The organism is Streptomyces speibonae (assembly GCF_984686075.1).
The window spans coordinates 2,873,470-2,886,505 of sequence record NZ_OZ480260.1; the positions used below are offsets into that span (position 1 = coordinate 2,873,470).

Sequence of the window (13,036 nt, forward strand, 5' to 3'; positions counted from 1 at the left end):
GCCGCCGACGTGTGCGGCGGGGCGGTCAGTCCCCGGCCGGCGACTCGGTGCTCCGGGCGCCCGGCGAGCCCGCCGGGCCCTGGGCGGACTTCTTCAGGTAGCCCATGTCCTCGTACACCGGCGTGCGCAGACCGAAGGCGCCGGCGTTGGCCAGGTTCTTGCGGGCGGCGACGAGCTGGGGGCGCTGGTAGAGGGGGATCGAGCCGGCCGCCGCCCAGATGCGGGAGTCGGCCTTGCGGATCAGGGCGTGCCGCTCGGCGTCGTCGAGGGTGCCGATGGCCTGGTCGAAGAGCTGGTCGACCTGGTCGGTGCCGACGCGGGTCCAGTTCTGCTGCACGTTCAGGGAGCCGTCGGCGGCCGGGACCGGCTTGGCGTGGACGGGGCCGGCGTCGGTGGCCGGGAAGGCGGTCGCGGGCCACGAGTACAGGGCGAGGTCGAACTCGCCGGAGGCGATGTGGTCCTTGAAGTAGCTCTCGTCGTCGACCTTGCTGATGTCGGTGCGGATGCCGATCCGCTTCAGCATCTTCGCGATCCGGTCGGCCACGGTGGCCAGCGTGTCCGAGCCCGGTCCGGTGGGCAGGACGAAGCGGAGGGTGAGCGCCTTGCCGTCCTTGGCGACGGGGGCGTTCTCCGCGCGGGCCGGGGCGGCAGTGCCCTCCGGGGCGTAGGCGCCGGGGGCGTTCTTCTGCCGCAGCTGCTTGGTACCGGTGTCGGAGTCGCGCGGGGCCTTGTCGTCCCCGTCCCCCTCGCCGTTCCCGTCCCCCTCGCCGTTCCCGTCCCCTTCGCCGTCCGTATCGCCGTCCGTGTCGTCTTCGCCGACGATGTACACGCCGTCGTCGCCGCCCTCCGACTCGCTGCCGGAGTCCTCCCCCGAGGCCTCGTCGGAGGCGCCCTCGGAGGTGTCCACGGAGGCGTCCTCTCCCTCCGCGCCTGCCGCCTCCTCGCCCTCGTCCTCCTTCTTCTCCTCCTTGACCGGACCGCCCGGCACCCAGCCGGCGTCCGCGAGCAGCGCCCGGGCCTCCTTGACGTCCTGCTTGCCGAGGGCGCCGCTGCTGTCGGCGTAGGCGGCCTGGCCGGCCAGCGCGAGGTGGCTGCCGACGGGCTGGGCGGGCAGGCCCAGCGGTTCCAGCACCGTCTCGGCGAGGGCCCGGCGGTCCAGGGCACGGGCCACGGCGCGGCGGACCCGCTCGTCGGCGAGGGGGCCGTCGGCGCCGTTGAGGGCGAGCTGGGTGTAGGCGGGCTCCAGCGACTTGCGCACCTCGAAGCCGGTGAGGGCCTTCTGCTGGCGGGCGTACTTGGCGGCCTTCTTGCGCAGCTTCTTGCGGGCGGAGATCTCCTCGTCGGCGGCCTCCTCGTCGGAGCCGTGGGCCACCGCCCAGGAGCGCAGATCGTCCGCGGCGGACCGGTCGGCGCCGGGGCCCATGAGAGGGCTGGACTCGCTCCGCGGCAGGGCGGCGACGGTGATGCGGCGGGCGGCGGAGGGATCGATCTCGGCCAGATCGAGGGTGCCGTCACTGAGCGCGGAGATCCGCTTGTCGCGGGGCACGGCGCGCAGCACGATCTTCGACAGCCTGGCCGGGTCGCCCCACCAGCGCTTGTTGCGCACGAGGGTGACCTCGTCCTCCTCGGTGTCGACCTTCTGCACCGTGAAGGGCCCGGCGGTGACCTTCAGCTTCTTGCGCGCCCCGTCGTTGAAGGCGTCCGGGGTGCCCGTGACCTCCTTGGGGTACAGCGGCGTGAACAGGGACTTCCAGTCGGCGTAGGGGCGGCGGAAGGTGACCTTGACCTCGAGGTCGTTGTCGCCCCGCTCGATCTTCTCGATGCGGTCGTAACCGGCGTTGCGGGCGGTCCAGTAGGCGGTGTCCTTGCCGGACAGGGCGCGCCACTGGGCGGCGAAGTCGGCGGCGCCGATCTCGCGGCCGTCGCTCCAGACGGCCTGCTGGTTGAGCCGGTAGACGACCACCTGCCGGGGCTCGGTGTCGACGACCTCGGCGGACTCCAGATAGTCGGGGTTGCGCACCGTCCGGCCCCGGCGGTCCATCCGGTACATCGACGGCAGGACGGCCTGGGCGATCTTGGAGGTGGTGGCGTCGGCGTCCGCCTGGAAGGTGTTCAGGGTGTCCGGGACGGAGTCCACGGCCCAGCGCAGCGTGCCCCCGTCCGCGATCTTCGCCCGGTCGGCGCGTGCGATGTCCGCCCCGGCCGCCGGCTCGCCCGCGGGATCGTCGGACCCGCATCCGGCCAGTGCCGGCACCGTGAGGATGCCGGCGGTCAGGAAGGCGACCGAGCGCAGAGCCGCGCGCGGGCCGATGCCGTCGTGGGACATCTCTGGGTACCTCCGGAAAGCCGCGGGCGTTACGATCACTTTTGGTGGTATTTGGAGCTCATCCGATCTATGCGGCCCACTGAAGAGGAAAGGGTTCGGCAACTCAGGGCGACACGGCGGCCACGGGTGTCAAGGCCACCCGTGCGGCGCAACGCACCATCCGGTGCACCCATACGCCTCGGCCAATCGATGCACATCCCTTCACAGCGCAAGGTGTGACACGCAACACTCTCAGGCGCATGAACGTTGCCGCCTTGGGCCAGAAGGACCCGTGGAAGTGAGGGCAAGTCATGTCCGTGCACGATGAACTGACAACCGTCCAGCGCTGTCTCGACGACCTGCTCCGGTCGGTGGGGCGCCTGGAGAAGCAGCTGGGCAGCGGCGGCCTGGAGATGCGCCGCGTCCGAGCCGACACCAACCACCTGCGCGAGAGCATCGCGCTGCTGCGGGAGACGGCGGCCGCCAAGGAGGCCCCGCCGAAGCGGCCCGACCTGGTGACCATCCCCGACACGCCGTACGACCCCTCGCTGTGGGTGGACACGGACGACGAGGGCCTCGGCGCCCGCGGCCGTCGCGCCCCCTGACCCCCGCCGATCGCGGCGTCCCCCTGACCCCTACCGGAGTGGACAAGTGGCCACTGGCACGGAACCTCCTGCCACCGCATCCGATCGCCCGCGCGGCGGCGTGAGAACCGGTACGCGCGCCGCGATCGCCGCCCCGCACCTGCGGACCGACCGCTGGTGGCTGGCCCCGGCCGCCACCGCGGCCGGTCTGCTCGCCTTCGTCGTCTATTCGACCTGGCGGGCCTTCGCAGGCGCCGACTACTACGCGGCGCCCTACGTCTCGCCGTTCTACTCGCCGTGTCTGGCGGAGAACTGCGTACCGATGAAGGCGGGGCCGAACTGGGAGCTCTTCGGGAGCTGGTGGGGCATCTCGCCGGCGATCATCATCCTGATCTTCCCGCTCGGCTTCCGGCTGACCTGCTACTACTACCGCAAGGCCTACTACCGGGGCTTCTGGGCGTCCCCTCCGGCCTGCGCGGTGGCAGAGCCGCACGCCTCGTACACCGGGGAGACCCGCTTCCCGCTGATCCTGCAGAACATCCACCGCTACTTCTTCTACGCGGCGCTGCTCGTCGCCTGCATCCTGACCTACGACACCGTGCTCGCCTTCCGCGACGAGGAGTACAACTGGGGCCACATGGGTCTTGGCACCCTGGTGTTCCTGGTCAACATCGCGCTGATCTGGCTGTACACGATCTCCTGCCACTCCTGCCGGCACATCGTCGGCGGGAAGCTGAAGCACTTCTCCCGGCATCCGGTGCGCTACCGGATGTGGCAGTGGGTGGGCCGGCTGAACGCACGGCACATGCAGCTCGCCTGGGCGTCGCTGCTGAGCGTGGCGCTCGCCGATCTCTACGTGTATCTCGTCGCGTCCGGTGTCTTCGACGATCCGCGCTTCTTCTAACTGGGGGCCTTCACTGATGTCCATGGTCGACCGACAGGAGTGGGACGTCGTCGTGGTGGGGGCCGGCGGCGCCGGTCTGCGCGCCGCGATCGAGGCGCGCGAGAGGGGCGCCCGTACGGCCGTGATCTGCAAGTCGCTGTTCGGCAAGGCGCACACCGTGATGGCCGAGGGCGGCATCGCGGCCGCGATGGGCAATGTCAACGCCGGTGACAACTGGCAGGTGCACTTCCGCGACACCATGCGCGGCGGGAAGTTCCTCAACCAGTGGCGGATGGCCGAACTGCACGCCCAGGAGGCCCCGCAGCGGGTGTGGGAGCTGGAGACCTGGGGCGCGCTGTTCGACCGGACGAAGGACGGCCGGATCTCGCAGCGCAACTTCGGCGGCCACGAGTACCCGCGCCTCGCCCACGTCGGCGACCGCACCGGACTGGAGCTGATCCGCACCCTCCAGCAGAAGATCGTCTCGTTGCAGCAGGAGGATCACCGCGAGACCGGGGACTACGAGTCCCGGCTGAAGGTCTTCCAGGAGTGCACGGTCACGCGCGTGCTGAAGGACGGCGAGAAGGTCAGCGGCGTCTTCGGGTACGAGCGCGAGACCGGCCGGTTCTTCGTCCTGGAGGCGCCCGCCGTGGTGATCGCCACCGGCGGGATCGGCAAGTCGTTCAAGGTGACGTCGAACTCGTGGGAGTACACCGGCGACGGGCACGCCCTGGCGCTGCTGGCCGGGGCCCCGCTGCTGAACATGGAGTTCGTGCAGTTCCATCCGACCGGCATGGTCTGGCCGCCGTCGGTGAAGGGCATCCTGGTCACCGAGTCGGTGCGCGGCGACGGCGGGGTGCTGCGCAACTCCGAGGGCAAGCGGTTCATGTTCGACTACGTCCCGGACGTCTTCAAGGAGAAGTACGCCGAGTCCGAGGAGGAGGGCGACCGCTGGTACGACGACCCGGACCACAACCGGCGCCCGCCCGAGCTGCTCCCCCGCGACGAGGTGGCCCGCGCGATCAACGCCGAGGTGAAGGCGGGCCGCGGCTCCCCGCACGGCGGGGTCTTTCTGGACGTGTCCACGCGGATGCCGGCCGAGGTGATCAAGCGCCGGCTGCCGTCGATGTACCACCAGTTCAAGGAGCTGGCGGACGTGGACATCACGGCGGAGGCGATGGAGGTCGGGCCGACCTGCCACTACGTGATGGGCGGCATCGCCGTCGACTCCGACTCGGCGGCGGCGCGCGGGGTGCCGGGGCTGTTCGCGGCCGGTGAGGTGGCCGGCGGGATGCACGGCTCCAACCGGCTCGGCGGCAACTCCCTGTCGGACCTGCTGGTGTTCGGGCGCCGGGCGGGCTGGCACGCGGCCGAGTACGCCGGGGCCGCGGGAGACGAGCGGCCCCGCGTGGACGACGTACAGGTCGACACGGCCGCCGCGGAGGCACTGCGCCCGTTCTCCGCGGAGAGCGGGGAAGCGGCCGAGGGGCCCCCGGAGAACCCGTACACGCTGCACCAGGAGCTCCAGCAGACGATGAACGACCTGGTCGGCATCATCCGCCGCGAGCACGAGATGGAGCAGGCCCTGGACAAGCTCGCCGAGCTGCGGGCGCGGGCCGCCCGGGCCGGGGTCGAGGGGCACCGGCAGTTCAACCCGGGCTGGCATCTCGCCCTGGACCTCAGGAACATGCTGCTGGTCAGCGAGTGCGTGGCCCGCGCGGCGCTGGAGCGCACCGAGTCGCGCGGCGGCCACACCCGCGAGGACCACGCGGGCATGGACCGGGCCTGGCGCAACGTCAATCTGCTGTGCGCGCTCGCCGACGGCGCGGACGCTCCCGCGGCCGACGACGCCGCGCGCGGCCGGATCGCCCTCACCCGCGAGACCACCGAACCCATCCGCCCCGACCTGCTCGCTCTCTTCGACAAGGAGGAGCTGGTCAAGTACCTCGCCGAAGGGGAGCTGTACGAGTGAGCAGCTATGAGGCCCGCTTCAAGGTGTGGCGGGGGGACGTGCAGGGCGGCGGCCTGGAGGACTTCACGGTCGAGGTGAACGACGGCGAGGTGGTCCTCGACATCATTCACCGCCTCCAGGCCACCCAGGCCCCCGACCTCGCCGTGCGCTGGAACTGCAAGGCAGGCAAGTGCGGATCGTGCTCGGCGGAGATCAACGGGCGTCCCCGGCTGCTGTGCATGACCCGGATGTCGGTGTTCGACCGGGACGAGACCATCACCGTGACCCCGCTGCGGACCTTCCCGGTGATCCGGGACCTGGTGACGGACGTCGGCTTCAACTACACCAAGGCCCGGCAGGTCCCGGCCTTCGTCCCGCCGGAGGGGGTCGGTCCGGGCGAGTACCGGATGATGCAGGAGGACGTGGACCGGTCGCAGGAGTTCCGCAAGTGCATCGAGTGCTTCCTGTGCCAGGACGTCTGCCATGTGGTCCGGGACCACGAGGAGAACAAGCAGGCGTTCGCCGGGCCGCGCTTCCTGATGCGGGTGGCGGAGCTGGACATGCATCCGCTGGACGCGGCCGAGGAGACCGGCCTGGACCGCAAGCGCACGGCCCAGGACGAACACGGGCTGGGCTACTGCAACATCACCAAGTGCTGTACGGAGGTCTGCCCCGAAGGCATCAAGATCACGGACAACGCGCTGATCCCGATGAAGGAACGGGCGGTGGACCGGAAGTACGACCCGCTGGTGTGGCTGGGCTCGAAGATCAGGAGGCGCTGAGGCTTCAGGGGGTGCCCGGGCGCAGCCAGCCCTCCCGGTACTCCTTCCAGTTCGTCTCCGTCGCCGCGAAGTCGATGTACGGGGCGACGCCGAAGAGCTTCCGGCCGGGGTCCGTCCGGGAGAGGCCAAGGCGGGCGCCGCGGACGGCGGCAGCGACGGTCTCGGCGTGGCCCCAGTGGTCGAAGTTGCTCTCGTAGTAGAACGGCAGACCGATCAGCAGATGGGTGGTGGGCGGGGTGACCTCCAGGGCGAGGGAGGTCTGCTGGGCGACGTAGCCGCCGTAGGTGCCCTCCAGCGGCTGCGCGGTGTCGTACGTCATCACGGCGATCTGGTCGACGCGCCGGGCGACCTGGCCGAAGAACTCCTGCGACCACCACTTGGGGTGCTCGGCGAAGACACCGAACACCGTGTGCAGGGCGGGGAGCGGGTCGATCTGGTGGGCGGCGACGGACAGCTGCGCGTCCTCGGCGCGGGTGACCGCGCGCAGCTCGTCGAGGAGGGAGAGGTAGTCCCGGTCGCCGGAGTGCAGGGGCTCCAGGTCGAGGTGGACGCCGTCGTAGCCCGCGTCCAGGACCTGGCCGGCGCTGCGGACGACCGCCGCGCGGGTGGCGGCACGGTCCAGGTGCAGGCCGTCGGGGCCGCCGTTGGCGAGGACGTCGCCGAGGAACGCCTGCACGCGGACGCCCGGAAGCTCGCGGTGCACGGCGTCGATCAGCCAGCGGGCGCGCGGGTACGCCGACTTCGGCAGGGTTCCGTCGTGCTCCAGGGGCCCGGAGTGGACGTAGAGGTCCCGGATCCCCGTGCCCTGGAGGCGGCGGGCGAGCGCGGTGACGTCGGCGTCCTTCTTGCGCCCGTCGACCCAGGCGTGCCCGAGCCACATGGCGTCCCGGTCCCGGCTGTACGTCCCCTCCGCCGGATCCCCCATGTAGTTGACCCGCAACGCCACCTCGACGGCGAGCACCGGCACGAGCACCACCAGCGCGAGCACGAGCACGGCCCAGCGCCCCCGGCGGACCCAGGGTCTGCGGCGCCGCTCCGGGGCCGGCGTCGCTGGTTCCCGCGGCTCCGTGTGCTCCATGCCGGCCACCCTTCCCCCCGTCGGCTCCCCTGGGCAGCCGCGTTGTTGATGTTGGGGGTAGGACGACGGGAACAGGTGTTCCGGTTGCGATACGCGGGACGGGGGGCCGGCCGGGGTCGTCTCAGAACAGGCTCAGCAGGGCCTCCGCCGGGTCGGTGAGGGTGGTGTCGGTGCCGGGGAGGGGGAGTTCGAACCAGACGGTCTTGCCCCGGGGCGTGCGGCGCGAGCCCCAGGCGGCGCTGAGCAGGCCCACGAGCTGGAGGCCGCGGCCCCCCTCGTCGGTGTCCCGGGCCCGCCGGCGGCGGGGCTGGACCAGGCCGGCGTCCCAGACCTCGCAGACCAGGGTGCGGTCGAGGAGGAGCCGGAGTCTGATCTCCCCCTCGCCGTACCGCAGGGCGTTGGTGACGAGTTCGCTGACCAGGAGCTCCGTGGTGTCGACCAGGGGCTCCATGTCCCAGCTCAGCAGCTGCGACCGGGCGTACTCACGGGCCCGGCCCACGCTGCGCGGCTCCCGGGGCAGGGTCCAGTCGCCGACGGAGTCGGCGGGCAGGCCCTGGACGCGGGCCATCAGCAGGGCGATGTCGTCCTCGCCGTGGTGGGTGTCGAGGGTGTTCAGGACGTGGTCGCAGACGTCCTCCAGGGGGGCGGAGGGGTCCGTCAGGGTACCCACGAAGGCCTGGAGGCCCTCGTCGAGGGGGTGGTCGCGGCTTTCGACCAGTCCATCCGTGTACAGGGCGAGCAGGGCGCCTTCGGGCAGTTCGACCTCGACCTCCTCGAAGGGCTCCCCGCCCACGCCGAGCGGCATGCCGGGCGGCACGTCCAGCATCAGCGCGGGCTCGCCGGGTTCGACCAGGACGGGCGGCAGGTGGCCCGCGTTGGCGAACGTGCAGCGCCGGGTCACCGAGTCGTAGACGGCGTAGACGCAGGTCGCCAGGTACACCTCGGACAGGTCCGCCTCGCGGGGGCGGCGGGCGGCCCTGGTGGCCTGCTGGACGCCTCCCGCGAAGGCCTGGGAGGGGCCGCCGGGGGCGCCGAGCCCTCGGGCGATCTCGTCCAACTGGGAGAGCACCTCGGCGGGTTCCAGGTCGAGCTGGGCCAGGGTGCGCACGGCGGTGCGCAGTTCGCCCATCGCCACGGCCGCGCGCAGTCCGCGCCCCATGACGTCGCCGACGACCAGCGCGGTGCGGTGGCCGGGCAGTTCGATGACGTCGAACCAGTCGCCGCCGACCTCGCCGGCCCGGCCGGTGGCCGCGGCCCCGGGCAGATAGCGGCAGGCGATGTCGAGCCCGGAGGCCTCCGGGTCGCCGGGCGGGAGCAGGGACCGCTGCAGTATCAGCGCGCGCTCGTGCTCGCGCCGGTACAGGCGGGCGTTGTCGATGCAGACCGCTGCGCGCGCGGCGAGTTCGACCGCGAGGTCGCGGTCGCGGTCGCCGAACGGCTCGCTGCCCTTGGTGCGGGCGAACCGGGCGAGGCCCACCACGGTGTCGTGGGCGACCATCGGCACGGCGAGGGTGGACTGCACCAGTCCGCCGTCCTCGTTGGGGACGGTCTGCGGGCGGGCGGTGCGCAGGGCGTCGGCGCAGGGCGAGTTGAACGCGTAGTGGTGGACGGCGCCGAGCTTGACCGGCTCCCCGGTGCCGCCGAGCGGGGCGTCGGAGACCGCGCTGGCGAAGGCGACCCTGCGCACCTCCGCGCTGCCGTCGGCGAGCCCGGGCGGGGTCTCGTCGCCGACCAGCAGCCCCTGGTAGAGGTCGACGGTGGCCAGGTCGCAGAAGCCGGGGACGACGACGTCGAGGAGTTCGCGGGCGGTGGTCTCCAGGTCGAGGGAGTTGCCGATCCGGGCGCCCGCCTCGTTGAGGAGGGCCAGATTGCGCCGGGCGGCGGCGGCCTCCCGGGCGGCGGCGCGGCGGGCGGTGATGTCGGTGCCCAGCCAGGCGATGCCGATGGGCCGGCCGCTGCCGCTGTGCACGCGGTAGAGGTTGACGGACCAGTGGCGGCGCTCGTCGGAGCCGGGGACGAATCCCGAGACGTGCATGTCCGTGATGGAGTCGCCGGACTGCAGTACCCGCCGCAGGGTCGCGGCGACCCGCTCGGCCTCCCCGCGTGGCAGATAGTCGTGGACTCCCTTGCCGCGGTGGTCGTCGGGGGTGCCGCCGAAGATGGACGCGAACCGCTGGTTGGCGCGGCGTACCCGCAGGTCGGGATCGATCAGCAGGAAGCCGAAGGGGGATTGACCGAATATGGCCTGCGAGGCCGCGAGGTCGGTCTCGATACGGCGCAGGGTGCGGACGTCGACGACGATGCAGACGGCGGCCTTCTCGCCCTCCTCGGTCCGCGTCGGCATGACGTAGACCTCGGCGAGGCCCTCCCGGTCGCGCTCGTCCGCCACCATGGTGTCGGGCAGGCGGAAGGGCACCACTCCGGTCCACTCGCGGCCGTCGAGGATCTCGGCCATCTTGCGCTGGCCGCGCTCCCGGCGGACGGGTTCGATGAACGCCTCGATGGGGTCCGTGCCGACGGCGCGCTCCGCGGGGATGCCGAAGATCTGCTCGGCGCGCAGGCTCCACTGGTCGACCAGGCCGTCCGGGCCGATGGAGAAGGAGGCGACCTTGATGTAGTCGTACATGGAGCCGGGCGGACTGCTCTGCCACATGCCGTCGGCGAGCGGAGCGTCGCCGGGGATGGGCCCGTCGGCGGCCCTTCCCCTCGCGCCGCCCGTCGAGTCCTCGGACTCCGTGGCCTTCGCTGGTATCTCGCTCACGCGAACCGTCCCCTCCAGCTCACCGCGTCCGGCACCGGTCACCGGGGGCGGCTGCCCGCAGTATCCAGCACTACGGCGCCGCACAACACGGTGTTCACGATCACAGCACGGTCCCGATGCTTTTCGGTCCGCGCCGTGAGAACACTTCCAGTCTTCTAACCAGCGGACACGTCGTCGAATCCCCCTCTTCGACAACCTCCACAGGCCGGAACAGGTCACTCGACGGAAGGTTCCGCCGCGTACACCGGTGAACGCCCGTGCGAGGCCTCATCCGGGCACCGCCAGTTCGAACCACACGGTCTTGCCGGAGGCGCCGGGCCGGGTGCCCCAGCGGCGGGAGGCGGAGGCGAGGAGCCGCAGTCCCCGGCCGCCCTCGTCCTCGGGCCGGGCGTCGCGCTCGCGCGGCGGGTCGGGGAGCGGGTCGGAGACCTCCACCAGCAGGACTTTCCCGTCCTCGGAGGGGCGTACCAGGCGTACCCCGACGGGGCCGGTGGCGTGCCGCAGGGCGTTGGTGACGAGTTCGCTGACCAGGAGGGCGGCGAGGTCACCTACGCTGTCGAGGCCCCACAGCCGGAGCTGGTCGCGGACGGCGGTGCGGGCGGCGCGCACGGCGCCCGGATCCGCGTTGAAGGTCCATGCGGCCCAGTCGCCGTCGCCGTCGGTCACGCGGATCACTTCCCCGCCGAGGGAGTGCGGGAGTCCGGTGCGGAACCCCACCCATGTCCGGTTTCATGGGGTTAATGGGCACATACCCGATATCCCGGACCGCGTACCCCGTTCGACGGCGCATCGTGGCACGCACGGCGCGGGACGGCGCCCACGCCCCGTCACACCCGCGCCCGCACGCCGGAGTCGCGCTTCACACGCCCTCGCGCAGGCCGAGGTGGGCGAGGGTGTCGCGGACGGCGGGCACGTCGTGGTCGAGCCAGTCGACATCCCAGATCCGGTCGGGGGTGAGCCAGCGCAGTTCGTCGTGGTCCTGGAGGGGCCGCGCGGCGGCGGACCCGGGGCGCAGCCGCGCCGTCCACACCTGCATCACATACGGCGCCCGCAGCGCCCACTCCCCCGGCACCCGCTCCCCCGCCTCGGCGTCGACGCCGAACTCCTCGCGCAACTCCCGCACGACGGCGGCCTCCGGTGCCTCTCCCGGCTCGACCTTGCCCCCGGGCAGCTCCCAGCGCCCGGCGAGCTCGGCGGGCGCACTCCGGCGGGCGGCGAGCAGCCGCCCCTCGTGCCACAACGCCGCTCCGACCACCACGACCCGCTCACTCATGCGCCGGAGCCTACGGCAGGCCGGGGCCGATGCCGCCGGTGGCCGGGTCAGTCCGCGGAGGTTGCGTTCTGGCTGATGCGCTCGACCCAGTAGAGCTGCTGGTGTTCACGCCCGTCGAGGCTGTCCGCGATCTTCTCGGCCTCGGCGCGGGTCGCGTACCTGCCGACCCGGTAGCGATTGCCGTTGTCGTCCTGGCGCACGACGAGCCAGGGAAGAGTCACCGTGCCGTCGTTCATCGCTCCCCTCCACTTCCCGCCCGTGACCTGTGCCGCGCCCCGCCCGGTAAGGAAACCGCAGTCCGCATATGCCCGAGCCTACGCCTTACCTTCACTGAGCGAATACGCCTTTTCACAAAGAGGCACGCAACCGGCCAGTACGCAGGGGCGCACGGTGACGGATGCGCCGTGCGCGCGGGCCGACGCGTCCGGTCAGCGGCATACCGCCCGGTGCGGCACGCTCCGGGGGCGACCTGCGAGAACGGCCAGATTGCTACGGCGGCGGGGCAGCGCCGGGCCCGCCCGCGCGCCGGGGCGGACGCGCGGGCCGGGGGGCGCGCGGTGGAGCGCGAGGGGGTGGTGGGGCGGGAGCGGAACGGCGCTACTTCACCGGAAGGTGGTACGCGGCCCGGTAGCGGTCGGCGGGAATGACCACGTCCGCCGTCTCCACCGGCCGGCCGGAGGCGAAGTACGTGCGCTGGATGACCAGGACGACATGGCCGGGGACGCCGCCCAGCAGGACCAACTCCTCGGCGAGGCCGGGGCGGGCGCCGACCTCCTCGGTGACGTTGTCCACGATCACGTCGATGGCGCGCATGCGCTCGACGACGCCCATGCCGCCCAGCGGCCCCTTCTCGGGGAGCATCACCGGGGTCCGGCCGGTGAGGGCGAGCGGCTCCCAGGAGGTGGAGAGCATCATCGGCTCGCCGGCCTCCCGGAAGAGGTACTTGGTGCGCATCACGCGGTCGCCGCACTCGATGGCGAGCCGCCCGGCGACGGCGGCGCAGGCGTCCGTCTGCTCACTGCGGGACTCCCAGGTGCCGCGGACGCCCGCGTCGGCCTGCTCCTGGCGGAACGGCGTGGCCCCCCGCTCCGGACGGAACCCGGAGCGGGCCACGCGCCGGGGCACCGGGCGCTCGCGCACATACGTCCCCGAGCCGGAGCGGCCCTCGACGAGCCCCTCGGCCATGAGCACCTTGCGCGCCTCCAGCGCGACCGTGTCCGAGACGCCGTACTCCTCGCGGATCCTTGCCTGGGAAGGGAGCCGGGTGTGCGGGGGCAGCCGGCCGTCGACGATCTTCTTGCGGAGATCACCCGCGACGCGCAGGTACGCCGGCTGCTCACCGAAGGTCACGGGCCACTCCCATCAGGTTGTACAGACAGCAACAGCGTGGCAACCGTAGGTCGTGCCAGGCAAGCAAAG

11 protein-coding genes are annotated in these 13,036 nt (G+C 72.1%); 4 read left to right on the forward strand and 7 right to left on the reverse strand.

The window, feature by feature from the left end:
- Nucleotides 1–25: 25 nt before the first annotated feature.
- Nucleotides 26–2,326, reverse strand: coding sequence for an ABC transporter family substrate-binding protein (locus tag AC5L3C_RS12705; protein ID WP_493649082.1), 2,301 nt, complete (start codon nucleotides 2,324–2,326; stop codon nucleotides 26–28).
- A gap of 290 nt (nucleotides 2,327–2,616) precedes the next feature.
- Between AC5L3C_RS12705 and AC5L3C_RS12710 the strand changes: the two genes are divergently transcribed.
- From AC5L3C_RS12710 to AC5L3C_RS12725, 4 genes are read left to right on the forward strand one after another with little or no spacing between them, the layout of a single operon-like run.
- On the forward strand, nucleotides 2,617–2,910 hold the full coding sequence (locus AC5L3C_RS12710; RefSeq protein WP_493649083.1) for an Rv0250c family protein: 294 nt from the start codon (nucleotides 2,617–2,619) through the stop codon (nucleotides 2,908–2,910).
- A 46-nt stretch (nucleotides 2,911–2,956) separates the two neighbouring features.
- Nucleotides 2,957–3,793, forward strand: a complete 837-nt coding sequence (sdhC, locus tag AC5L3C_RS12715; RefSeq protein ID WP_493649084.1) for a succinate dehydrogenase subunit SdhC — start codon at nucleotides 2,957–2,959, stop codon at nucleotides 3,791–3,793.
- A 16-nt stretch (nucleotides 3,794–3,809) separates the two neighbouring features.
- Nucleotides 3,810–5,744, forward strand: a complete 1,935-nt coding sequence (locus AC5L3C_RS12720; protein ID WP_493649085.1) for a fumarate reductase/succinate dehydrogenase flavoprotein subunit — start codon at nucleotides 3,810–3,812, stop codon at nucleotides 5,742–5,744.
- Nucleotides 5,741–6,505: a succinate dehydrogenase/fumarate reductase iron-sulfur subunit gene (locus AC5L3C_RS12725; RefSeq protein WP_493649086.1), complete on the forward strand. Its 765-nt coding sequence runs from the start codon at nucleotides 5,741–5,743 to the stop codon at nucleotides 6,503–6,505. The genes AC5L3C_RS12720 and AC5L3C_RS12725 overlap by 4 nt, the downstream gene beginning before the upstream one ends.
- Before the next feature lie 4 nt (nucleotides 6,506–6,509).
- Here the strand turns inward: AC5L3C_RS12725 and AC5L3C_RS12730 are convergent, their stop codons facing one another.
- From AC5L3C_RS12730 to AC5L3C_RS12755, 6 genes are all read right to left on the reverse strand, one after another.
- Nucleotides 6,510–7,583 carry a glycoside hydrolase family 18 protein gene (locus tag AC5L3C_RS12730; RefSeq protein ID WP_493649087.1) on the reverse strand — a complete coding sequence of 358 codons (1,074 nt, stop codon included), beginning with the start codon at nucleotides 7,581–7,583 and terminating at the stop codon, nucleotides 6,510–6,512.
- Between the two features lie 121 nt (nucleotides 7,584–7,704).
- Nucleotides 7,705–10,344: a SpoIIE family protein phosphatase gene (locus AC5L3C_RS12735; RefSeq protein ID WP_493649088.1), complete on the reverse strand. Its 2,640-nt coding sequence runs from the start codon at nucleotides 10,342–10,344 to the stop codon at nucleotides 7,705–7,707.
- Between the two features lie 267 nt (nucleotides 10,345–10,611).
- Nucleotides 10,612–11,019 carry an ATP-binding protein gene (locus AC5L3C_RS12740; protein WP_493653848.1) on the reverse strand — a complete coding sequence of 136 codons (408 nt, stop codon included), beginning with the start codon at nucleotides 11,017–11,019 and terminating at the stop codon, nucleotides 10,612–10,614.
- A gap of 184 nt (nucleotides 11,020–11,203) precedes the next feature.
- On the reverse strand, nucleotides 11,204–11,617 hold the full coding sequence (locus AC5L3C_RS12745) for a (deoxy)nucleoside triphosphate pyrophosphohydrolase (RefSeq protein WP_493649089.1): 414 nt from the start codon (nucleotides 11,615–11,617) through the stop codon (nucleotides 11,204–11,206).
- 47 nt (nucleotides 11,618–11,664) lie between these two features.
- On the reverse strand, nucleotides 11,665–11,853 hold the full coding sequence (locus AC5L3C_RS12750) for an SPOR domain-containing protein (RefSeq protein WP_493649090.1): 189 nt from the start codon (nucleotides 11,851–11,853) through the stop codon (nucleotides 11,665–11,667).
- 361 nt (nucleotides 11,854–12,214) lie between these two features.
- The gene (locus AC5L3C_RS12755) at nucleotides 12,215–12,967 is read right to left on the reverse strand and encodes a GntR family transcriptional regulator (RefSeq protein WP_493649091.1); all 753 of its coding nucleotides are present in this window, start codon (nucleotides 12,965–12,967) and stop codon (nucleotides 12,215–12,217) included.
- Nucleotides 12,968–13,036 lie beyond the last annotated feature (69 nt).